This is a genomic window from Bacillus sp. IBL03825 (assembly GCF_024712505.1).
Classification (GTDB): domain Bacteria; phylum Bacillota; class Bacilli; order Bacillales; family Bacillaceae_G; genus Bacillus_A; species Bacillus_A wiedmannii.
In genome coordinates, this window is sequence record NZ_JAMXKE010000003.1 from 63,317 (window position 1) to 86,893 (window position 23,577).

Here is a 23,577-nt window from a genome sequence, read left to right on the forward strand (position 1 = left end):
TAGATGTTTTAACATATTAATTATTTGATTAGCGTTTTTTTATAACCGCTGTTCTATATGGAAAATATTACCATATAAAAATAGGCTTGTAAAGTATTTTTATATATTTATTTTTAAATATATTTTTCTAGCAAAAAAACTACACTTTTCTCAGCATAGTTTTCTTACCAGATTCATATTATGTCTGCTCTATTCACGAAAGAATACTTTTCCTACTCCTTCACGATTGCTCCAAATTGGCGCTTTTACTCCGTCAACACCAATCAATTTAAATATATAAAACTGATGCTCCGATTTAATCTTAAAATAAAGAGGTTGGTTACGATCTACTCGTCCTTTTGTAAATTCATATTTCCATCCATCCATATTATCTGCCTTCATCTTTTTCTCAATATCAGGGATTAAATCTACATTTTCCCCATTATAACTATATTGAAATCCGCCTGTTCTTTCAGCTAACTCTATCGTATTAGAAGCAAAATTATGCGCTTTGACCAATTGAATACCATATAGTACGCCTTCCGGGATTAAAGAGATAAAGAATAGAAAAAGAGTTAATAATAGAGCTGTTGTTACGGTATTTTGCATACTGGTTCACTCCTTACAGTTCTTGGCCCTATTATTTTATGTTTCCTCCAGGTTGTTTTTTATCAGAGGTAGACTCAAAAATATAGATGTTTCGTGCTTTACTTTTAATTGTTCCTTTGTTTTCATCAAATTGTTTTAGATAGCTCTTTGCATCCACATTTCCCTCAACTGCAATCATTGCTGGCTTGTCCTGGATAACATGAACAGAAAAATCACGCTTTGACGCAGGGTCTTTGAATGCCGCATTCTGCTTGTACGCCTGCTCGAACTCTTTCTTTGCTAGTTCTGGATCAATGGCTATTTCTTCCTCAGCACGTAAAGTACCGACTTTTACTGATTTATATAAGGCAGTATTGTTCCCTTTCTTTAATGCAGCCTTATTGTCAGTATGTGTTGTATCCCCAATCACCATATCTGTTACAAAGAAAAGACAGCCTATGAATAAAAGTAGCGCACCTGCAGCTATTATAAATTTTTGCATTTTTTATCATCCCTTCTTAATTTTCGGTCTTTCGGAAACGAAATCCACTTAATATAGAACTTTTCTTCTGGTTCAGCAATTCGTTTGGTAGTAATAACTCTGCTATCTTCTTCATTATTCCTTCTAACTCTCTATAATAGTTTCGACTTGATAGTAACGTACTACTATTCAACTGTGCTTCAAATACATCCTCAATCCCATAAGGTGGTATAGCTGCTAATAACTTCTGTCCTAAACATTCTTCCACTACCTCGTGTTTTAACAATGATGATGAAAATTTATTCCCAATTACTTTTGTTTTCTCTAATGCTAAGTAGGAAACTAACTTTCTTTCTTTTTGCGTAAGAGGGTGTGCTATCTTTAACATTTGATGAAGATCTGGTTCCGCTACAAAGAATATATAATCAGCCATTTCGCATATCTCATGGTATAAATCTTTGTCCCAATCATTCCCTGCATCAACAATAGAAATAGGTGCTTCTTGGTTCCCCAATAAGACCTTAATAAAATGGTCAAAGTCCTGCTCTGTTTCATTTTTTAATTCTTGGTCCACAATCGGATTCTTTACGATAAAGTTTATCTTTCCTTGCTTCCACTTTGGAATCGATAATATATCAGATTCCTTCTGTAACATCTCTTTATAGCGCTGTAACATGAACTCGCTGCGATAATTTTCTGGTGCTTCTGTGTAGCCCTTTAATAGTGGATACGTATATCCCTCATCGTATAGATTCTCTATATAGTTCACATCAATCTGTAGTTCATTCAAATAGGCAGCTAGGAGATGTGAAACAAAAGTAGCTCCACTTCTCCTATTCATACTGGCCACAACAATTGTTTTCCTTGGAATTGCTATACCAATCTGCTTCTCATATACAGGTTCAAACGATAATTTATATTGCTTTTTAATTATTGGTGCTTTTACCGTTTCCTCTTGTACAGACTTACGTTTTTGTTTGTTTTTAAATATTTTTGACTTAGAGACAGGTTCATCATTGCTTCCTTCCTCTAAGTCACTTGGCACTTCCTCTTCTTCCTCAGCAGGAATGTCCGGTAATTTCGTTTGTTGCGGTGCCTGACTTGCTCCAACAATCTCGGCTACATTCTTAATATCCGACTCCTGTAGCAACTGCGGGATGACTTTATTATCAATATCAATTCTACGAGAGTTGAAAATGTCATAGATACCTAGATAAATCAGTTTCGCCAAAAACTCATCATCATTTTCACGTTCTGTAAAAACTACAATACGAATATCTCGATTAAAACGTATATCCCTTAACTTCTGTAAGATAATCAATTCACGTTTATCTTCCTGTCCCGCATCAATATTTAATCGTTTGTCATTAATACATAGAATCTCGGGTTGTTCCGTATCTAGAATTTCATCTAGATATTTAATATGCATCACATCACTATCAGCCACTTCAAATCCCGCGCCAACAAAATCTTCTCGTAAATATGCCGTATATACAGTATCACTGATGGCTAATACAATTTTTTTGACCATGGTAGACCTCCTTTAACTTTTAGCGTTGGATTAAAATCATGTTTTCAATTGGAATTTGCGCCTGTTGATGAATCTTCCCAAAAATCTCATTCAGAATATACTCCACTTCAACTTGTTCCAATGGTCGTGGTGCCTCAAAATCAGAATTAAGTTTTATTCGTATTTCCAGTCGATCTTGAATTTCATTTAATGGTGTATCAAGATAAAGAATTCTGTAGTATAAAACACCATCTTCAATGCTTTTTTGAATCATATCTCTTGTTTGATGAATAAATGTAACCTCTGCAAGCTCAATGAAAGGATTGTCTATCGTTACTCCGCTATTCCAAGTTAGATTCCAAATCTCACAATGTTCTTCCGCATGCACAACAACTCCATTTACTGAAGGCGTAATTGTAAAAAGACGATCTACAGGAACTTTAGTTAAAGTAGTAGTATCCCCATTTACTAGTTCCAATCCTTTTTCCAATCGTTCGTGTTCAAACGCGCATTCAGCGCCAGCAAATGCAATTTCGCAAAATACTTGTTCTAGTAATGGACGAATCCCCTCAAATGTTCGTATTGCAAATACACTAAATTCCTGTGTTTCATCTGTTCGAATGATTTCATATAATTCAAACTCAGATGCATTTACTAAAGCAAAAGGAATATCTTTAATAAGATTCGAATCAGTATATAGCTCCTCTGGAATGTGGGTTTCAGGATGATGTACAAACTCAAAGCATAATTGATATCCTTTTAAAAATGCATTCTTGGCTGCTGCTGGGAATAGAGTTTCAAAGCGCTTTACATTGTTCTTACATTTCTTTTCTTCAACTTCGTTATTAAACTCCCTTTCTTGTAGGATATTAGCTTTGTTACCTAACAATAAAAAGTAATGATTAATGATACGACTAATACTTTCTTCAAACGTTGAATTATCCTCACAATACTTAGCAAATCTCTCTTTACTCATGCTTACAATTTCATTCATAGTTCTGATTTCTCCCTTTCAAATGTTATTAATACATAAAAAAAGACACACCGATGGCAGGTTATGTGCCTTCGGTGTGTCCGTTTAGCTAAAGAATGAATCTATTAATTTGTATATTCCTCTTAGCGAATTGTTGTTCATGTACAAGAATACATCTCTCAATTTTAAAAGTCAACAGTTTCAGAAAATCCTAATGCTAATATATTCATTTGTATTTTTCTTATTTTCTAAGTATCTAATCTAAAGAAAACAATATTTGAAATAAAAATATATACAAGTATTTTATATAAATAATACAAGAATGATATATAACTAAACTCAATTATTATATATAAAGAGAAAATACAGGTGCCTATAAATCCTTATATACCGCACGTTCTTTTATAATAAACCTAATTACATATCGTACTATCCCCATTACATACAAGTAGTGAATCATAAAAAACACAAATTAAGAAGCTAAATATCATATTACTAAGAATTCACAGGTTTTAATATATAGTATTAAGATAATCACAAGTATTGAATCGAATTATAAACAAAATGAATCGTATCCAAAAGCAGCATAAACTGTTTATATATTTACGTAAAAGCGCCGGTAAAGACATTTCCTTAACAAAAAAACATATCCTCAAATTAAAGAACATGCCAAATAACCCTTGCTTTTATGTGATTTTTTAACAAGGGCTGCTGCTTACTATATTTTTTAAGATTTTATGAAATCTGGATAAGCACCATTTTGATTATAATAATTCATCATTACATCGTTTCTTTCTTCTACAGACAAGCTTTTTTCCGTAAAATTAGACCAGGATTCTCTAAATTGTACTCGCATAAATGCAGGAATAGAGAATATTTCTTGCTCTTTCGTATAATTTTCAACCTGATCTAATGCATAAGTCATTGCGGTAATCAGTAATTCGTTTTGTTTTTCCTTTGTTGGCATGTATGCAGCAACGTCCACAATTTCCTGTTTAAATGCAATCATCATATTTTCACGATCTTTCTTTCGTAATGATTGTCCCATATATTTTAAACGAGATACTGCTTCCTTTCTGCATTTCGCTACTGGTCTATGTAAATCTTATTTATCATTCTCAATTACACAGTTTAAAGAAAATACCACATTGAACTTTTCAATGATGACTTGTTTCACCTGTTTTCTAACACGCGCTATGCGAGAGTCGCTAGACTTCTTTTCCTTAGAATCAATTGCTGTAAATTGCACAATTGGTTTTACAATTTCTATGTATTGTCGTACCTTCTTTGCATTACGATTCAATTTGTCCTTTAAAAAATCCATTCTTCTTGTAATCTCGAATTCTTGAATCTGGTGCTTATAATGCTCCATACCAATTTTTCTCGAAAAAGTGTTTATTAATCCTAATAGGAACATAATTCCTCTGTTATCACGAGCCTTTACAAGACTACTAAGTATAGTTGTTTGAATAAGATGAAATGGAATTCGGAAATATGATAGTGATATATCTGTAGTTTTTGTAGTTTCTGCAGCAGTATGGTTATACAAGGCATAATCTACAACCTCATATACAGTACGATTTCCAACAGGTGTCTCTTTTACGAGCCTACGCTCCAAGCAAACTTGAAACCCCGTATAAATTGTTGTGTAGGGAATCCCACTTTTCTTAGCAAGATCCATGATTTGAAATTCACGTGGTAGCATACCAATATCATTACATTCAAAGTGAAGCAAGATATAAGTAGCTAAAGCTGAAGATGGTAATTCTTTTCGTTCATTTTCTAGTTTTACAATGTTCAATAATCCATCGAAAAACTTAACCCCATGTACTTTAAAGTTCTGTTGGGAAAAATTCATTTGCGTATTCATAATGTTGCTAACTCCTTTCAAAATAGCACAAAAAAGGCACTGTCATACCACGTATACAAAAATACTACTCTTTAAAAAAGCAATACATGTATAACCACGGTAAACAATGCCTAAAAATACGCAAGAAATTCCCTTTTTAAGTTGCACAAATACATAAGATACAGTAAAATTATCTTATAATTTCATGCAAATAAAAAAGGTTTAGAAGCTTTGTTTACCGCGCTCGAGAAAAAGATTTAGGGTTTCAGTGATTCGCGGTTAACCACAATGAGATAGTTGGCGCTATTTCATTGGGCTGATGAACCTTTTTTTGCTTTATTATATTTTATTTTTACATTATATAAATGTTCTATTATTAATAAATCTATATCTAGAAAAATATGAAATTATCAAAGTAACTACATCATATATAGTTTTTTTCATGGTTGCAAGCTGATTTTCAAAAGTAACAACCTGGTGAACTTAACACGAACGAAAATCTGCACATTAAACATCTACATGATCGCCTCTCAATCAAAAAACAACTAAATATGGTTTAAAATCCAATCATTTCCACATCACTCACCTAATCAATTGTCGCTCAATCAACACACCACCTTGATTTCGACGCCATTTCACCTCTAATTAGTAAGAGTCACTCAGCTAATCACCGGTCACTTAATAATAATACACTTAATTTTCCTTAATAGATTGAGTGGTGATTGAGTGAATGATTTTATTATATTAAATATAGTTCCAATCAGTCAATTAATCGCCAGTCACTTACATATTTTTTTGTTCGCATTTTAAAAAGTGAACGACCAGTGATTGAGTGGTTGAGAATCAATCATAGGTTTTTTAGTTACAAAATTAACTCTCGAATAAACAGCAAAGTATACAGTTGTAGTAATAAACATGTTTATTAAACTATTGTTCTGAGAATTAACGTAAATTGATTGGCAGAACAATAGTTTAATAGTACTTAATTTGTATAATAAACCTATGGTTATTATAAAGGGGATGTTTAAATGAGAAGAATTGATTTGATACCAAAACCATTTTTTGAAACTATAGGGGAACATGGTACAACTTATTTTGTATATGGATATAGAACCGCTAAACCAAAGTTACATTTAGGAGAATTTAGTTCACTAAAAGAAGCTAGACAATTCATCTACAAATATGCTTATGAAAATCCACAATGGCTTAATGTAGACGGAGATATTAATGAATATAACAAAAAACCTTCTAGACCTGAAAGTAAGAATAAATGGTATAAAGGAATAGTTAAAAAAGAATATATGAAGTATGCCAATTTCAAAGATTGGAAGAAATAAAAGTAGCGAATTCGTTACTTTTTTATTTTGTAAAGAAAAAGGAACCCATAAGGATTCCATTTGCATCACGTTGTTCTATAGTCTTTGTTTCTAAGTTTCTTTCTAATATCCATAAATGCTAGAATCATTATGATCGTGCATAATAATTTGAGCCAACGAAACTCCTGGTCGAACATTATACCAGAGAAGAATTCATAAGCATATAACAAGCCAATAGCGGGAAATAGCCAAGTCATGAATTTTAAATCTTTTAGGTGATATTTATAATTATTAATCTTTTTCCACATATGTATCAACTCCTGTAAATATATGTTAATTCTATATATTATGATTTTACATAAAAATATACAGAATTAACATAATAACTTTGAATTAATCATGTTATTTATTAATGAATTTAGTCTCAGTAAAAGATACTAAGTGTCCTAAGGATTTAGAAAATAAAAGAGACTATCAAAATGCAGTGACCCCTGTCAAGTAGACAGTATTTAAAAAGCGCAACTAAGCAACCTGAGTTCTATATTTATATGGACTCAGGTTATTTAATTTCTTTTGAAATCTTTGATGATTATAAAAGTGCATATATTTACGCACGGCAAGTTTGACCTCATTCGCTTTACGTAAGGAGTATAAATGAAAACACTCTGCCTTAAAGTGACTGAAGAAGTTTTCCATACAAGCATTATCCCAACAGTTGCCTCTTCGAGACATACTTGCCTTCATCTGATATTTTTTAAGTAATTGATTATATTGACGAGATGTATACTGGGATCCTTGATCACTATGTAAGAGGATTCCCTTCACATTTCGTTTTTTCTTTGCCTTTTTAAGCGTATCTAACACAAGCTTTAAGTCGTTTCTACGACTAGTTTCATAGGCAACAATTTCATTATTGTATAAATCCTTAATAGCGGATAAGTACAAGCGCTGTCCATTGAAAATCAAATAGGTAATATCGGTTACCCATTTCTCATTCGGTTTTGAAGCCTGAAACTCCCTATTTAGATGGTTCTCTGAAATCACATAAGCTTCTTTTTTTCCGTAATAAGGTCGTTTTTTCCTAATTACGGCTTTGATACCTAGTTCACTCATCAATCTTTGGATGTGCTTATGGTTCAAATGAAGGTTATATGTGGCTTTCAGCCACACTTGTATTCTTCTATATCCATAAATTCCTCTTAATTTTTTATGACACTCCAATATCTTTTTCTTAATTTCGATATCCTCTGATTGTTTTTTAGAAGGCGTCGTATGCCGTTTTAGCCATTTGTAGTATCCACTTCTGGTTACACCAGCAATATCGCATAGAATGGTCACTGTATAACCTGTTTTTGTCATTTCATGGATGACTTCGAATTTTTTTATTTTGGATACGACTTTCATTCCTCCTTTTACATCCCTAAGAGCTTTTTTAACATTTCATTTTCCGCTTCTAATCGTCTGATCTTAGCTTCAGGATCTTCGGGTCTAACCCTTGGTCTACCTAAACCTGGTCCTTTCGCTTTACCGCGTTTTTCTTCTAGTCCTTTGATTCCTTCAGCTTCAAAGTGTTTCACCCAACGACTTACAACCGAGTGATGAATACCTAATTCTTTCGCAATGGTTTTATAGCTCATGCCTTCTTTTAAGTATAAATCTATAGCTTGTTTCTTAAATTCTACATCGTAAGTGACTCTAATTTTTCCCATGAAAAAATCCCCTCCATAGTAAACAGGTTAATGTGCTTTCTTTTTCCTGTCTACTATAAGGGGATCATATCAAAATGATAGTCTCTTTTATTTTTTCCCGAAAAACTTAGAGAAAAATCCGCCTTTTTGTTCAGTATTTTCTTGTTTCTGAGCATTTGCACTTTTTTGTTCTTGAATTAATCGTATAGTGCTCATTAGTTTTTCGTCACGTTCCTCTAGACGTTTATTAATTCTATCGAAATTGTCCTGACTTTGTTTAGCTACAGCAGCGAAGAATTCCATATTTTGCTTTGTTAATTCGGCGGTCACTTTAGCTGTAACTTCCTCAGTGATTTTTTCTGTCAAAGCCTCAATCAAGTCTGTATTTACCTGTTGTGCTTTAACTAGCGATGTTTCTTTTTGCTCATCATCGTCATCAATCTCTTCAGCATAAACATTACGAATAACAGTGGGATCCATATCTAAAAGCACTACAATTTCGTGCTTTTTCTTTGACTCTGAATAATAATGTTTTATTTTTTTTACTGTATCAATACTATCCTCATGAACATATTTAAGTTGCCGTTCTTTTTTAATGTTCAAGTACTCATCAAAATCATTCAACCATCTGCGAAGAGTACTTTCGGGTATATCAAGCATGGTTGCTACTTCAGATACACGATAATAACCATCGCTTAACTGTTCATCAATCATTTGCTCACCACCTAACTATATGTTGCCTGTCCTATAGTACATTATATAGAAATTCTATAGAAACTAAAAGGACACCTTTATAGATTACTTAAAATATCATGAGTTTTTATACCTGATCACTCAACCAATCATTGCTCAATCTTTGGGTTATGTATCAAAAATACCTATGTTGTTGAGCGGCGATTAGTTGGATGAGCGTGATTAATACTTCAATATGTACAAAATCAGCTCAGCATATCGTAAATATATCTCCTCATATAACAATGAGTTTTTGCATATGTGCAGTTACATCCGATGGTTATAAGTTACATATAGCGGAATACATTACCGTAGTGAATTCGGAAGTATAATCCGTATATACTTCGGTGCATAATGCGGTTTATATTACGGAATATATTTCGGAAGTATTGGAACCCTTGATTTTAAAAGGTTCTTGATTAAATATCAGAGATATATTATAGTTAATACATACGATACTTCGGAAGTATATGCCTAAGTATATACGGCGTTTATTACGGGAAGAATTTCCGTAATATTAATTTTTCTTTTTTGTATCTATACATAATTTTAATATTTATTAAAGGTGGTGTGGAATTAGTGTCAAATATATCAATGAGTAGCCAAGAAATTATAGATACTCTGTGTGATACCTTAAATGATGGCATCTGGGCCTTAAGAGTTTTAGATTTGGAAGGAACTATGCACAAAGAAGGCTTGTGGGAATTTGTAAATAAATTTCATAAAGAATACCAAATTGAACATGAGGGGAATTATGAGGGGAAGAAAATACTTCCTTCAAGATATTCACTCGACATAATGACAGCAAGATTAGAGGGTGCTGGTTTAATAACTTTTAGGCAACTAGGTAGAGTTCGTATTTATCAGGTCAGCAAACTAGGTAATGTAGTCATTAAAGAATTAGAAAAACGCGCTAAAAATAATAACTAAATAAAGGGAGGATATACATATGGCAGGCAATTTTTCAGAAATCGAAAGCCAAGGAAATATTAGTTTAAAATTTGGATTCTTAGGACTTGGTATGGGAGGATGCGCAATCGCAGCGGAGTGTGCAAATAAAGAAACACAGATTAAAAACAATAAATACCCATATCGTGCGATTCTTGTTAATACAAATAGCCAAGATTTTAATAAAATTGAGATTAAAAATACAGGAAATGTCCGTAAAATTCAGTTAGAAGGATATGAACAAGGTGCGGCTCGTAATCCACAAGTTGGTGAGGAAGCATTTGTAAAGCATGGAACAATGATTTTCGAAGCAGTTAAACAGGAATTTGAAGATCGTGACTTCATTTGGATTACTTGTGGTCTTGGTGGTGGAACAGGAACTGGAGCACTTTTAAAGGCAATCGAAATGTTATATGAACATGATTACAATTTTGGATTGTTACTAACTTTACCTCGAGATGCTGAGGCTTTAAAAGTATTAGAAAATGCAGCTTCACGTATTCGTAGCATTGCTATGAACCAAGACGCTTTCGGTTCAATTGTATTAATAGATAATGCTAAACTATATAGAAAATTTGAAGAAGAAAACCCAAGTGCATTAGCGAACGAATATACTAGCTATAGTAATAAATATATTGCTGATGCATTACATGAGATTAACTTAGTTACTTCATCATTTACACCGTTTTCAGATACACATTTTGATGCAAGTGAATTTGCTCAGGTAATTAATACACCAGGCGTTTTATCTTTAGCAAAACTAGAGCTAAAATCAAATCAATTAGACACTGAAAACCCACTAGGTTACTTGACTCAACTAGGGAATGCACTAGAAAAAGGAGTTTTATACGATACAGAAAGAGAAGAGCTAGAAAGTGCCAAAAAAAGTGCACTATCTATCGTTACATCACCGCTACGAGCTAGTCGATTATATAACTTCTCATTCCTTAACCAGATGGAAAACTTCTTAAAAGAAAGAACTCCATACGTAGATGAACGTCCTATAGCTCCATATGTAAATAAACATACAGCGAAAAAAGAAGAGGATATAGTTAAATTCTATTCAGTTGTTGCAGGGCTACCATTACCAAAACGTGTGAGTGATATTATTGATGAGATTACAAGAATTAAAGAAGAGCGTGAACAAGCTAATTCTAAGAAATCAAATGCTGTTTTAAATAAACTTTTTGCATTTGATGATTCAGTACAAGAAGAAAAACCTAAAAAGAAAAAATTGAATTTTGGTGCTGAACCTGAAGTAGAAGTAGCCGACGATTCACAACCAGCAAAAAAGAAATTATCATTCTAAACAAAAGACCGACAAATTAAATTTTGTCGGTCTTTTTCTATTTCAATCGTTAATGACATTAATTCTCCCCCGCAAAAAATCCGTTATAATTCTTGAATAATTGTAACCTTTAAATCTTTTTGTCTACCATCCTTTATTCTGTTTGGGCGTCCTAACAATTTTTTATCTTTACTTTACCCTTCAAAAAAATGTTAGAGTCAAACCTGTACTCTGTCCTAACAATTTTAAAAGAGTAATAAAGCTATATAAATCAATATTTATAGCGGATTTTTAGAAGCAAATTTGATCCAAACTTCAGCGTACGAGTTTTAGTATCTATATTAGCTCAAATTTAGTTTGAATTTTTCATAATTTACAACCTAATTCTTCTGTAATAAGATATATAGAAATGATAGTTATTACACGAGAAGAAATTTAAATTATGGAGTTGTATATTATGAACAGTAAAACGTATAAATATAAAAGCAAAGGCGTGCAAAAATTTTTTCATCTAAAGGAGGCTGACATATTTGTATTCACAGTTTTATATCACAAAAGGTATCTTACTACACGACAAATTACTCAACTCTATAGCGCGTTTGAAGGTCGAGATTTTTCCGAAGCTAGTGTGTTTACAAAACTTAATCGTTATTCACAATACGGTGCTATTTTAACGAAAAAAGTTGAGAAGCGAGATGATAGTATAACTAAACGTGCTACATTCTCTTTAAAAGAAAGAATGATTGAATACCTTCAGGAAATCGGGAAGATTCCTGAAGGATCTTCAAAACGTAGATACTCTCATTCAAATTCATTACATACACTCTGCTCACGAGAAGTTTTAGTACGTACGCTTTTAGAAGTGACGAAAAAGACCTATAATAACGAGACATTATATGAGTTAGATATTCGGTCTTATCATCAAAAGCTTAAAAAAATTGAAATTGAAGATGCAGGCCTGGCAATGGTTCCTGATGAACACATTTCATATCAAGATAAAAATATCTATATTGAAATGGATATGTGTAAAGAAACCAATTCTACCTTAGTTGAAAAAGTAGGGAAGTATGTAGAATATGCTCAAAAAACGAAGGACAATGTTTCAGTTGTTTTTGTCATGTACGACAAATCAATGTTCCTTGCAGAAGAAGCAGAGCCACCATACGTACGGATGAAGAATCTATTATTTTCTATGAGGGAGTATCACGAACTTTTAATGACAATACCTAATCTAAATATGTACGTCTGCTCACTTAAAGATGCTGGAGACGTTATTTCAGATATCATTCTTGGAAAAGATGACAACCAAAATTTTGAACAAGATATTCTTGTGCCTTTATCTCAACGTATAGTAGGAGATGCTGAGTGGCGTTATGCATTTGTTGAGAACGTACAAACATTTAAGGAACCAATAGATGGCGGTCTACGTCGAACTTATAGGAGAGACAAAGACGTTATACAAGATTTCTTCTTTATTTTTGGGAACGAAAATGATTACCGGATGATCTCTAGATTAGATGACGTCGTGTTTTCAAGAAGAAAAGGGGATGACGGTGTTCCACTTGTAGTTATCTATCCTAAACGTGAAAAACCCAGAGATATTCTTCTGATGGACACTTATGAAAATGTACGACTGCTATCAATCCAAAATGAAAGTATCCATATAGACATGGATGAACAGATCATGGTACGTACTGCAAATAACGTTCATCCGAAAAGACGTAAACTTGTTGAGTTATATTAATCTATTATTTTTTATATAACACTATATAATTTTATTGATTTTCATTATTCAAAGTGGTAGAATAGCGTTTGAACATATAATTAAAACTACAATCAAATCAGAACATATGAATTAAGGCAAGCGACACACGCTGTTTTTACAGTGGGTGTCGCTTGCCTTTTTTTATTTGGAGAAAGGTGGAAAATGAAAATGAATTTGCAATTTACAACTGCATCAACAGCCAATGGGGAGTGCTTTCTGTGAGAGAGGCATTAGCAAATCCAGAACTAGTACTTGAACATATTACAGAAGAAGGTGCGGAGTTCAGCGTTTCACTACAAGATATTCAAATACCTGGTAAGCCTAATTATTATTGGTACGACGTATTGATTGAAACTGCAGCTGCTAAGAAAATAGAAGTGAATATTGCTGTACTTTCTCAAGAAGAATATGACAAGCTTTGTGAAAAAGCTAGTATCGACCTATATTTAAAACAGACTGAAGATACAGCGAAGTTCTTTCTAGAAAAATCAAAAGAGCGATTTAATCCAGAGTTACAAGATCGTTTTACATTCCGCCATAAAGCTCAGCTGTTTCTGTAAGGAATAGGTGAGCCTTTATGGATACGTTTAAGCAAAGGTTACCTTTATTTACAACTATTACACTAATTAGCGCATTTATTATTTCTTTTGGAGTCGGTTTAATAAACTATATAAAGTTACTATACTATGCATTTGAACCACCGTCTTATCCTATAGAAATTACATATGTACCACTTATCTTAATGTTCTTCTCTTTATTTCTAGGAGAATTTAGTTTTCGTTTCTACAGCCGTATTCCAGCTTTACATGTGAAAAATGGGAAACTTTTCATTCTAATTGCTTCACACATCGCAGTTGATATCCAATTCTTATGGTTTGCAACTGCTCCTATTCACGCAAAAGTTATCCCTTATCTCACGGATAAAGCAACGCATGTTAATTTTGGTGAATATGAGGCAGTAGGACATGTATTAACGGGGAATTTCCACACATTAACCATGATATTTGTGTTTTTACCGACTGTATTTATGATTTTGTTTACCCTTTGGTATAGCGGGCATATTGTTCGTTACCGAGAAGAAATTTTAAAATGGGTACAAAAATATGAATACAAAAACCACAAGTTACAAAAATGGTTTAATAGTCAAGAACAACAAATATATCCTGATGTAGAAATTGGTCCTCATATTGAGCATAAAGAAATGGTTCGTATTAAAGGGAAAGATCGAACACTAAACGGAATCATTATTGGTCCGATTGGCTCTGGTAAAACATCTAGTTTAATTATTCCAATGATTAATCAAGATTTACACTGGATGGTACGTTTCATTAATAAGTTCGAAAATGCTTATAAAAAAAATGATTATGATACGGAAGAAGTAAAAGGGACCTTTTTAAATGGCGTTACTGTAATTGAACCTAGTAATGATTTATGTCAGAAAGTAAACAAATTAGTTCAAGCACACAAAATTCCTGAAAGCTCTGTTTACTATATTGATCCAACTAATCCAGATACAAAAAACATAAACATTCTGCGTGGGCCAGTTGATAAGGTAGCAGAAGTGTTCGCGATGGTTATTCAAGGTTTATCTGAATCAAACAATGCATTCTTTGAGCAAGCACAACGTAACCATCTTAAACAGCATATCTATTTATTAAAAATGCATAACCCACAAAAAGATGTAACCTTCGACGACTTGATCGAAATGTATGATGATGTAGAACGTGTCCATCGTATGCATAAACTGTTAAAAGTACAGGTGGAAAAGTTATATGATTTTGTTCAAGGTGGAGCTGCTTCGCGGGACCAGAACAACGAATATAAAATTATAAAAGGGATAGATGAGTGGTTTGATAATACCATTCGAGAAAAAACAGATTCTCAAGGTGAACCAGCGGTTTATAAAAAAGGAAAATACCGCGGACACCCCATGCATTATGATAGAGAAGAAGAATATGTAAAAGGATTACGTAACATCTTAAAAGACCTTGCTTCAAACGTACTCATACGACGTGTTTTATTTGGGAAATCCGATTTTGATTTCGATGTCCACCTAGAACAAGGTGGTATTTTACTAGTGAATACGGCAAAAGGGGAATTAGCCGACCTTTCTAACGTATTGGGAAAATTTATCTTACTTAGTATGCAGAATGCTGTATTCCGCAGAGAACCAAACGTTTCACCATACCACCATATAATTGTCGATGAATTCCCAGATTACGGTACGCCAAGTTCTCCTATAAACGTAGCGGCGTGAAATGGAGGGGCTGACTCTTACACAGCCTAACTATTTGTTCGAATTTTATGGGTGAAACTCCCATTCTAGGATAATAGCTCATTAATCCTAGCCATGATACCCCTACATGCGCTAACTTACACACGAGTTAGGGTCTGAAGTTAGGTAAGGTCGTAACCTGATGGCACAACTCACTAATGCCTATATGGTGCGGTGGTCTTTAAAAACATTCCAATGGTGACGAAAGGAATCCATGTTTTGAAGCGTCGTGAGGGAATCCCTTCTTAACGTGAGCAATCGGAAGGAATAACGGGAACAAGGAGAGGTTCAAAGTTCTAATCCTTGCACATAATCGGTTTCGTAATTACCAATTATGCTGAACCAGTATGTTAGAGCTACTCAAGACTGGTGAGTACCGTCGGCGTAAAGTGGGCACCTAAAGGAATGTAAAATAAGGGATAGAACAAATGGAACTTGGGAAGCTTGCATTGCCATAGGGAGTGTGATCCTGCTTGAAACAATGCAAGTGGCAGCGGTCTCGTAGTAGTGAGGAAGCGGAGTAATGTCCGTGGAGCGAAGGGGACCAGTCGATTCAGAATAACAATGGATATTTCAAATGTCTATATGAACCTCTTCTAGAGTGGGAATTAAACAGCACATCGTTACAATCGCTTGAATAATGGGGAGACGTAATGAGGATTAAAGGACATTTGATAGATAATGAAGCACAGCTCCAAGATAAGTTAGACCTAATATACAAAAAGGCCAAAGAAGATAACTCTTCTTTTCATGGCATGATAGAACTAATGAAAAACAAGCAGACTATTAAAACGGCAATTCACAACATTAAAAGCAATCGTGGGAGTAAAACGGTCGGAATTGACAAGAAAGACGTGAACTACTACCTGCAAATGGAAACGGAACAGCTTATCAAACTCATTTGGGAACACATAGACAACTACAAACCTAAACCCGTTCGAAGGTATTACATTGACAAGGGCAATGGTAAAAAGCGTCCTTTAGGAATCCCAGCCATGATAGATAGGATAATCCAAGAAACAGCAAGAATGGTGTTAGAACCCATAGCGGAGGCGAAGTTTTTCAACCATAGTTACGGTTTTCGTCCCTATCGTTCATGTCACTATGCGATAGGCAGAATCTTGAATACCATTTCTAGGTCAAAAACATACGTAGCCATCGAAGGTGACATCAAAAGTTTCTTTGACCATATTAACCATAATAAACTTGTTGAAATAATGTGGAATATGGGCATAAAGGATAAGAGATTCCTAACTATTATTAAGAAAATGTTAAAAGCAGGTGTACTAGAAGATAATCAACTTTTCCCTACGGAGTTGGGAACTCCACAAGGTGGAATTATATCTCCTCTGCTAGCGAACATATACTTAAATAACTTTGACTGGATGATAGCTAAAGAGTTCGAAGAACACTACGCGCGTTATACTGTTAAACACGCTTTCAGTACAGGACTTAGAAAAGTAGTTAGAAAACATAAGAAATGTTCTCTTGTTAGATATGCAGACGACTGGATAATTCTATGCGAGGATAAAGTACAGGCAAGAACACTCTTGACTAAAATCGATAAGTATTACAAACATATACTCAAATTAGAATTATCAAAGGAGAAAACATTTATTACCGATATGAGAGAGAAGCCAGCCCAATTCCTAGGATTCGACATCAGAGCTGAAAAGATGAGACTGAAAAACCGTATTGCAGGAAAAGCTATACCGAACAAAAAGAAATTAAACTCTAAAATGAGAGAAATCCTTCGAGATACCTACAATGTTCGGAAAACAACCAGCTCTCACGATGTTGCCGCCCAAATAGAACTTATTAACACCAAAATTATTGGTATTAGTAATTATTTCCGTATAGGAAATTCTGCTAGAATTTTCGTTAGATGCGATGACAAAATACGCTATACATTCTACAAGTCTATTAAGAACAAACATGGTGGAGGAGTATTCGAAAAAATGCTTACTCCAGCTGAAAATCTTGATAATCGTAAAGATAGGCATAAAGGGCATAAAACCAAAGTTCCCTTCGTTGAAGTTGATGGAGTTAAGATAGGATTAACCAAAATGAGTTTTACACCTAGTACTAAAGCACTCCTATACAATTATGATACGACCCCCTATACACAGATAGGAAGGATAATTTATTTGAGAAGACATGGTAAGGTCGATAAGAAAATGAGACCAACCATTTATTCGAACGACCAAATCAACCAAATGGTCTTGTATCAGATGCTTAGACAAACTAAAAATAAACGACTCTATAACTTTGAATATATACTTAATCGCGATTATGCATATAATCGCGACAAAGGAAAGTGCCGAATATGTAAGACAGGGTTGATTCCAACTAACATCCATTGCCATCACGTTAATAATCGACTACCTTTAGAGAAAATCAACAAACTCAGCAATCTTGCCACCCTGTGTATAAGATGCCATAAGCTTATACATCAAAAGGACTTAGAAGACAGTATCTTATACAAACTACCGAAACTAAAGAAATACCGTGAGCTGCTACACATTTGAAATATATCTCATTGTTCACCTTATCTTAATCGCGAGGCAAAGAATAAGGATGATACTAACTAAATTTGTTAGGGGTTATCAATCTGAACCGATGGAACGCCGTGTGCGGTGAAAGTCGCACGCACGGTGTGGGGCGGGGGAAAAAGTAGAGATAACTTCAAAGCTTTACCTATCGCGACCCGTAAGGGTTAGTAGCTACCCCAGCCCTCTCGGGCTAGGATGCTACACATTTGTACGCCCATTTAAAGAATTCCCTGCACAATCTCGTAAATATAAAGTAATCCTGACAATTGCAAGTCAAACTCTATCTCAATTAGCTCTAGATTTCACAGAGCAGTACATGTTTACCTTGCTGGGTTCATTCCGTAACAAAATGATATTTGGGGATGTAACACCATATGATGCAAAGATTTTCTCTGACATGTTTGGCGAAAAAGAGGAATTTAAAGAATCTCAATCCGAACAAGGTATTTCTCCTATGCAAGAGAATCCCGTTAGTCGTTTAGGATCAACCTATCAAAAAACAAAAGAAGTGGTTATGTCGCCAGGGGATATTATGGCACAAGGTGCATTTATTTGCGCTGCTCGTATCGTACAAGATAATCATGTGCAGCCTGTACAACAAATCACAAGTAACTTTGTACCTAAAGAAGAGTTTGCTAGAGCGATTATTCAAGTAGACGAAAGACTAGGGCAATATTGGGAAAATGAGCGTCTCCTTCTAATCAAGGATTCTATTAATAAAGCAAATCCAATGAAGCACGTAGATGCAAAGAATATGGAGAAAATAGAACCACTACCACCTATACAGAATGATACGATGGAGCAGAACAATTCCCTAGAAACAGACAGTGAGCAACAACATATTTTATCATTAAATGATTATAAGGATCATAAATCTGAACATGAAACAAAATTAGTCGAAGATATAGCTGTATCAAATACATCCATTGCTAGTGAACAACAGACAAACCACAATGAGGAAGAGGAAGCTGAAAATGAAGCTGCTCTATATGAAGAGATTAAAAACTTCGTAATTGAAGCACAGCAAGTCTCGCCATCCCTTCTGCAAAGAAAATTTAGGATTGGCTATATGAAGACAGCACGATTAATTGAAAAGTTAGAACAAAATCTAGTTGTAAGTTCCTATACAGGAAAAGAACCTCGTAAAGTTCTAATTTCAAAAGATAGTCGTGTTCCATTACCGATTGAAAAGTCTGATATAAACTCTCCCGTTTTATTCGAAACAAATACCGGTGAGAGTATTCAGCAAGAATCAGCCATGCCAAGCGAAGACAAGGAAGCCGCGCAAGAGGAGACAAGCTTCTTTAAAGATGTCCTGTATGATGATGTGGTAGCTTTTGTGAAGGAATCCAGGACTGCCTCCATATCTGCACTGCAAGATAAATTTAATATAGGTTATACCCGTGCAGCACGCTTACTAGATGGTTTACAACGTAATGGAGTCTTGCAGGATATAGAGACAGAACAAAAGTTGGAATTTGTGACACCTGCAATACAAGATACAGTAACAGAAGAAACAATTGAGGAAGTAATTAAAATGAATTCTGCCGATATAGAAGATTATCATGAAATACATATGGATGTATCAGAGCTTAACAAGGATTTATCCATTTCTATATTGGAACAAGATTGGAACTCAGATGCTTCAATTGAGACGGAGCTTTCAGTTAGAACCGAACCATTCCAAGAAGAGTCACAAGAAGAATTAACTACAATTGAAATAGAAAAGGAATCAGAAATAAATATAGAGGAAGATCCAACACTAGTAATAGAAACAGCATCCCTTACTGAAGAAAATAAACTTGATGCAGATGTAGCAAAAGTTTATGAATCAATTAGTACTACTGTCTATAAAAACTTAGAAAAAAATATGCTAGGGAATCCTAAAAATAATGAAGAGCAACGAGAGTATAGCGCTATGAACTATAAAGAACGTCAAGAACGTCTAAAAGCTCAACAGAAAAATAAGTATAGTGATACGCAGCCACTGCCATATAGAAATGAACAACCTAAGAAGAATACATCTAACGTGATGAGCAAGGATTTAAACGATATATTTGATTAATATTTCCTTTCAATTAGAACGATACTTTGAAATTAATGAGAGATTTTGTAAGTTAAAGCATAAACTGTCCGGACAGTTTATGCTTTATTTTTTATATGCACAGTTTATGGCTAATTTATTGTCTCTTTTAAATCAAGTCACGGTGTTTATAAAAAAGGCGCGATGTTTTGCCCCTTTAGATCTGTTTATCTAAAGGGGTGTTTTTTATAGTGAAAAGTGAAAAGAAGATCTGAACTGAAAGGCGGATTAAGAAAATGTTGAGTAGCAATAAAGTTACTCCACTAAAGGGCCATTTAATTGAATAAGACTACATAAAAAGTCACTTTCCCTTACGTAAGGAAAGTGACTTTTTAGATTGATTTTTCCCCTTGTTATCAAGCTATTACTTTAAGTTCCTTTGACCAATTTTGAAAATGTTGTTGACTATTCAGTTGAACTGCATTACGTTATTATTAAGTTGAACTATACAGTTGAACTGAATGGAAGGTGAGGATATGAAACATAAATTATTACCATTGTCTGAAACCATGCATTATATTTTATTAGCTCTGCGTGAGCCACTCCATGGCTATGCCGTAATGCAGAAGATAGAAAAGATAAGTAACAGTACTGTTATTTTAGCAGCTGGTACATTATACGGTGCGATTGAAAACTTGAATAAGCATGGTTGGATTGAACCTGTTGGAGAGTCTGGTCGGAGAAAAGTTTATATGATAACTGCAGAAGGAAGCGCCATTTTGAAAATGGAGCAAAATAGGCTATTGCATATTTTATCCCTGTACGAAGGAAGTGAATCCAATGAAGAAATTTAAGATGTTTTTTGATATTGAAAAAGAGGAGCAATGGCTGAACGAGCAATTACAAAAAGGCTATCGTTGTACAAATATTAGTGGATTAGGAATATACACTTTCGAAGAAACTGACAAGAGATATATTATACGACTTGATTATCAAGATTATTTACCTAAGAAAAAGTTGGTTGAATACAAAGGAATATATGAGGATTTTGGTTGGAACTATATAAAGGGGCCCTGGCTTAGTGGAATACGGTATTGGCAAAAAAAAGATGATGATCAAAATGAAATCTTCTCGGATCGCCAATCTAAGGATAATCATTACAAAAAATTAATGAATTATTCATTTTGGTTGGTTATGCTGTGTTTAGCTTATTCTTATATGTTTTACAAGGATTCGGGATTATATCATGAAGGTCTTTGGAGTATGAAAGGTTCATTATTTTGGAAGGCATTTTTATTTGAAACTCCATTTGTCTTTTTGAAGTTGTCTTCCACAATTCTGTTTGTTTTTTTGGGTATCAATTTCTATAAAGCTTATCGAAAGTATTCAATGTTAAAAGAAAAATAAACGTTTTTTAATTTTTCCAGAATCGGGCGCGATTGTGGAACAACATAGGTAGAAATAATCAAATGGGGAACTGTAGTTGAATATGCCAGAAAATATTTGAAGTTGAACCAAATAACACTTGCATAAATCTCCAAATACCATTATATTAAAATTAATAATTATATTAATGAAAAATAACTTACGTGAAGGACACACCTTACGTACCATTCCAACGGTACAGGTGTGTCCTTTTTTACGTTCTAGGAGGCAAAATAGGATGACAGTAAAGAAAGAAACAACACACGTTGCAGAAGAACTAGGGATGGCTTTTGAACAAGAAATCACAGTAGGAGACACACAAGTAGAAACAAACTTTACTCAATTTGAGCGAGTACGTGAGCATGAATTAGAAGAGTTAGCTCGTATGAAACGCGAACGCATTATAGGTAAAGGCTTAATTACAGTAGTCTCTGAAAAGTTGTTCCCAACTAAAAATGGTAAATCAGAACGCATACCCGTACTTACGATGCAAATTGGTACCCATACAACTGCATATTGCCCAATTACAGAGGCAGGGATAACAATTCCTAAAAATCCTCAATGGCTAGTTGGTAGAACAAAACCTGTTATCATTGAGCATTTCCAAAAGACAGAGGAAGGGAACTTTGCTGTTGTATCAATCACAGCAGGAGAGCTCGCATTACAAAAAAGATTATATGATGAAGTAACCTCACAAGGTGGGAATAAAGTATACACAGGAACAGTTTCAGGTCATATTCCAACTGCACAAACCGTTCTGGTTGAAGTCCATGGTGTAACTATAGGGGTAAGGTACTCACATTGGTCACATTCATTTGTACGTCCGGAGGATATTATTATTGGTGATGTTGTAGAGCTCATTATCGATAAAGTAGTAGAAAAGAACGGCCGCTATGAATTTAGAGGAAATAAAAAGAAACTAGAAACAGATCCAATGGAAAAGTTATTAGAGCTTAAGAAACGACGTGACCGTTTTGTAGGTAAAATTGTAGGTGTTGATGCGATTGCTGGTATCTTTGTAGAAGTTGCACCAGGTATTCAATTCAAAGGATTAAAAAGCCGCAATCTTGCCAATCCAACTGAACACGATGCAACTAACCAAACCATTGTTACATGCGAGCTGCTTAATATTGATCCGAAAAATAGAAAAGGAACTGTACGTATCTTGAATTATCCGCAGGGACAAAGTAAAAAATCTAATTCGCCAATTTACCAATTTTAATGAATGACTATGCGTACAATAGAGAATCAAATGTCTTCATATTTCCCTTCAATTCCACATTTAACAAGTGAGGATGCACAGGGACTTCAGGTATATCGAATACATAGTCTGGATAAAACCTATGTATTCCATTCCTATGACGAATTAGTTACGTTTAAGCAGCGTTTAACAGAAGAACAGCAGGTAATACTAACTTTTATTGGTATTCATACATCTGTTCGTTTTAATCATTTATTATATCTATTCAAGGATAAGTTTTCGCGTAAGAGAATTAATGATGCACTTCAAGTACTACTTTACTATCGTCTCATTGAAAAATGGCAAGTAGAGATTTTTGATATGGAAATTCTTGAGGAGGCATATACGTTATCCGATAATGGGTTTAAGATCTTAAAGTACTGGCAAGGAAATATGTTTTACTTTGCTCCGGAGCGCCTTGATAATCACGGCAAATACGTTCACCTACGTTATTGGCATGATATAGACTTACTCTGTCACCTGCGTTATGCTCCGTCCTTTATGGGGCATATTATGCATCCATCTATAAGTAAAGGGGTTTCTACCCCCCCTTTAAGTTTTGTAGTAAGCGGTGGAGAAGATCGTAAATTTAATTTTGTTGTATACTCCACCTTATTATCAGATACACAGGATCGATTAAAGCGAATTATCGCTAGATGGAAGGCTTTTGTAGAGTCAGGGAAAGATGTTATTATGCAAGACTTAGGGAATAATCCTACAATATTAGTTATTTATGTTTCTACTGAAAAACAGGCAAAACAAATTAATAATGAACTACTACTTGATTTAATCCATGGTAAAGTATTGCTTTGTATAGGAGAAACCTTACATTCACAAGGATTACAACATGCTTTTTATCAGCCTCTTGCAGAAGGGGAGATTAAGCAATTAAATACAAAGCTATTCACAACAAACTAAGCCCTCCTCACAAGCTCTTCCTTTATA

General features: G+C 34.2%; 18 protein-coding genes and 3 pseudogenes. 12 read left to right on the forward strand and 9 right to left on the reverse strand.

Going from position 1 to position 23,577, the window contains the following annotated elements; all coding sequences use genetic code 11:
• Positions 1-189: 189 nt before the first annotated feature.
• The 5 genes and pseudogenes from NHG49_RS29815 to NHG49_RS29835 all read right to left on the reverse strand — a co-directional run bounded on the left by NHG49_RS29815 (position 190) and on the right by NHG49_RS29835 (position 5,401).
• Positions 190-588: a DUF4320 family protein gene (locus NHG49_RS29815; RefSeq protein ID WP_002166817.1), complete on the reverse strand. Its 399-nt coding sequence runs from the start codon at positions 586-588 to the stop codon at positions 190-192.
• 31 nt (positions 589-619) lie between these two features.
• Entirely contained in the window at positions 620-1,069 is a 450-nt protein-coding gene (locus NHG49_RS29820; protein ID WP_016102700.1) for a hypothetical protein, read from the reverse strand.
• 16 nt (positions 1,070-1,085) lie between these two features.
• Positions 1,086-2,579, reverse strand: coding sequence for a CpaE/TadZ family protein (locus tag NHG49_RS29825; protein ID WP_258127065.1), 1,494 nt, complete (start codon positions 2,577-2,579; stop codon positions 1,086-1,088).
• 19 nt (positions 2,580-2,598) lie between these two features.
• Complete coding sequence (locus tag NHG49_RS29830; protein ID WP_258127066.1) at positions 2,599-3,552, reverse strand: hypothetical protein; 954 nt, start codon at positions 3,550-3,552, stop codon at positions 2,599-2,601.
• A 706-nt stretch (positions 3,553-4,258) separates the two neighbouring features.
• Positions 4,259-5,401, reverse strand: a pseudogene (locus NHG49_RS29835) (hypothetical protein).
• Between the two features lie 1,007 nt (positions 5,402-6,408).
• Between NHG49_RS29835 and NHG49_RS29840 the strand changes: the two are divergent.
• Positions 6,409-6,717, forward strand: coding sequence for a hypothetical protein (locus tag NHG49_RS29840; RefSeq protein ID WP_002166822.1), 309 nt, complete (start codon positions 6,409-6,411; stop codon positions 6,715-6,717).
• 65 nt (positions 6,718-6,782) lie between these two features.
• Here NHG49_RS29840 and NHG49_RS29845 read toward each other — a convergent pair whose 3' ends face one another.
• From NHG49_RS29845 to NHG49_RS29860, 4 genes are all read right to left on the reverse strand, one after another.
• On the reverse strand, positions 6,783-7,004 hold the full coding sequence (locus tag NHG49_RS29845) for a hypothetical protein (RefSeq protein ID WP_002139742.1): 222 nt from the start codon (positions 7,002-7,004) through the stop codon (positions 6,783-6,785).
• A 214-nt stretch (positions 7,005-7,218) separates the two neighbouring features.
• Positions 7,219-8,100, reverse strand: a complete 882-nt coding sequence (locus NHG49_RS29850; RefSeq protein ID WP_258127067.1) for an IS3 family transposase — start codon at positions 8,098-8,100, stop codon at positions 7,219-7,221.
• Between the two features lie 8 nt (positions 8,101-8,108).
• Entirely contained in the window at positions 8,109-8,405 is a 297-nt protein-coding gene (locus NHG49_RS29855; protein WP_002135468.1) for a transposase, read from the reverse strand.
• Positions 8,406-8,492: 87 nt separating this feature from the next.
• The gene (locus NHG49_RS29860) at positions 8,493-9,098 is read right to left on the reverse strand and encodes a MerR family transcriptional regulator (protein WP_002166823.1); all 606 of its coding nucleotides are present in this window, start codon (positions 9,096-9,098) and stop codon (positions 8,493-8,495) included.
• Between the two features lie 612 nt (positions 9,099-9,710).
• Between NHG49_RS29860 and NHG49_RS29865 the strand changes: the two genes are divergently transcribed.
• The 11 genes and pseudogenes from NHG49_RS29865 (at position 9,711) to NHG49_RS29915 (ending at position 23,550) form a co-directional block, all read left to right on the forward strand.
• Positions 9,711-10,046 (forward strand): hypothetical protein, encoded by a 336-nt coding sequence (locus NHG49_RS29865; RefSeq protein ID WP_043314595.1) that lies wholly within the window; start codon positions 9,711-9,713, stop codon positions 10,044-10,046.
• Positions 10,047-10,065: 19 nt separating this feature from the next.
• Positions 10,066-11,373 (forward strand): plasmid replication protein RepX, encoded by a 1,308-nt coding sequence (gene repX, locus NHG49_RS29870; RefSeq protein ID WP_258127068.1) that lies wholly within the window; start codon positions 10,066-10,068, stop codon positions 11,371-11,373.
• 436 nt (positions 11,374-11,809) lie between these two features.
• Entirely contained in the window at positions 11,810-13,096 is a 1,287-nt protein-coding gene (locus NHG49_RS29875) for a replication-relaxation family protein (RefSeq protein ID WP_258127069.1), read from the forward strand.
• Positions 13,097-13,285: 189 nt separating this feature from the next.
• A pseudogene (locus NHG49_RS29880) lies at positions 13,286-13,677 on the forward strand (hypothetical protein).
• Positions 13,678-13,694: 17 nt separating this feature from the next.
• Positions 13,695-15,374, forward strand: coding sequence for a type IV secretory system conjugative DNA transfer family protein (locus NHG49_RS29885; protein WP_308665782.1), 1,680 nt, complete (start codon positions 13,695-13,697; stop codon positions 15,372-15,374).
• A 671-nt stretch (positions 15,375-16,045) separates the two neighbouring features.
• Complete coding sequence (gene ltrA, locus NHG49_RS29890) at positions 16,046-17,920, forward strand: group II intron reverse transcriptase/maturase (protein WP_258127070.1); 1,875 nt, start codon at positions 16,046-16,048, stop codon at positions 17,918-17,920.
• Positions 17,921-18,152: 232 nt separating this feature from the next.
• Positions 18,153-20,009 (forward strand): annotated as a pseudogene (locus NHG49_RS29895) (DNA translocase FtsK); the annotation flags it as partial.
• 494 nt (positions 20,010-20,503) lie between these two features.
• Positions 20,504-20,821: a PadR family transcriptional regulator gene (locus NHG49_RS29900; RefSeq protein WP_002139689.1), complete on the forward strand. Its 318-nt coding sequence runs from the start codon at positions 20,504-20,506 to the stop codon at positions 20,819-20,821.
• Positions 20,808-21,374, forward strand: coding sequence for a DUF2812 domain-containing protein (locus tag NHG49_RS29905; RefSeq protein WP_258127071.1), 567 nt, complete (start codon positions 20,808-20,810; stop codon positions 21,372-21,374). The genes NHG49_RS29900 and NHG49_RS29905 overlap by 14 nt, the downstream gene beginning before the upstream one ends.
• A gap of 256 nt (positions 21,375-21,630) precedes the next feature.
• Positions 21,631-22,614, forward strand: a complete 984-nt coding sequence (locus tag NHG49_RS29910) for an RNA-binding protein (RefSeq protein ID WP_258127072.1) — start codon at positions 21,631-21,633, stop codon at positions 22,612-22,614.
• A gap of 9 nt (positions 22,615-22,623) precedes the next feature.
• Complete coding sequence (locus tag NHG49_RS29915) at positions 22,624-23,550, forward strand: hypothetical protein (RefSeq protein ID WP_258127073.1); 927 nt, start codon at positions 22,624-22,626, stop codon at positions 23,548-23,550.
• Positions 23,551-23,577: the final 27 nt, after the last annotated feature.

Bases quoted from the DNA above. Each gene is read 5' to 3' on its own strand.
- ltrA (WP_258127070.1), top strand. From the start codon at position 16,046: ATGAGGATTAAAGGACATTTGATAGATAATGAAGCACAGCTCCAAGAT.
- NHG49_RS29900 (WP_002139689.1), top strand. From the start codon at position 20,504: ATGAAACATAAATTATTACCATTGTCTGAAACCATGCATTATATTTTA.
- NHG49_RS29875 (WP_258127069.1), top strand. From the start codon at position 11,810: ATGAACAGTAAAACGTATAAATATAAAAGCAAAGGCGTGCAAAAATTT.
- NHG49_RS29815 (WP_002166817.1), bottom strand. From the start codon at position 588: ATGCAAAATACCGTAACAACAGCTCTATTATTAACTCTTTTTCTATTC.
- NHG49_RS29910 (WP_258127072.1), top strand. From the start codon at position 21,631: ATGACAGTAAAGAAAGAAACAACACACGTTGCAGAAGAACTAGGGATG.
- NHG49_RS29840 (WP_002166822.1), top strand. From the start codon at position 6,409: ATGAGAAGAATTGATTTGATACCAAAACCATTTTTTGAAACTATAGGG.
- NHG49_RS29850 (WP_258127067.1), bottom strand. From the start codon at position 8,100: ATGAAAGTCGTATCCAAAATAAAAAAATTCGAAGTCATCCATGAAATG.
- NHG49_RS29865 (WP_043314595.1), top strand. From the start codon at position 9,711: ATGAGTAGCCAAGAAATTATAGATACTCTGTGTGATACCTTAAATGAT.
- NHG49_RS29905 (WP_258127071.1), top strand. From the start codon at position 20,808: ATGAAGAAATTTAAGATGTTTTTTGATATTGAAAAAGAGGAGCAATGG.
- repX (WP_258127068.1), top strand. From the start codon at position 10,066: ATGGCAGGCAATTTTTCAGAAATCGAAAGCCAAGGAAATATTAGTTTA.
- NHG49_RS29820 (WP_016102700.1), bottom strand. From the start codon at position 1,069: ATGCAAAAATTTATAATAGCTGCAGGTGCGCTACTTTTATTCATAGGC.
- NHG49_RS29825 (WP_258127065.1), bottom strand. From the start codon at position 2,579: ATGGTCAAAAAAATTGTATTAGCCATCAGTGATACTGTATATACGGCA.
- NHG49_RS29830 (WP_258127066.1), bottom strand. From the start codon at position 3,552: ATGAATGAAATTGTAAGCATGAGTAAAGAGAGATTTGCTAAGTATTGT.
- NHG49_RS29915 (WP_258127073.1), top strand. From the start codon at position 22,624: ATGCGTACAATAGAGAATCAAATGTCTTCATATTTCCCTTCAATTCCA.
- NHG49_RS29855 (WP_002135468.1), bottom strand. From the start codon at position 8,405: ATGGGAAAAATTAGAGTCACTTACGATGTAGAATTTAAGAAACAAGCT.
- NHG49_RS29845 (WP_002139742.1), bottom strand. From the start codon at position 7,004: ATGTGGAAAAAGATTAATAATTATAAATATCACCTAAAAGATTTAAAA.
- NHG49_RS29860 (WP_002166823.1), bottom strand. From the start codon at position 9,098: ATGATTGATGAACAGTTAAGCGATGGTTATTATCGTGTATCTGAAGTA.
- NHG49_RS29885 (WP_308665782.1), top strand. From the start codon at position 13,695: ATGGATACGTTTAAGCAAAGGTTACCTTTATTTACAACTATTACACTA.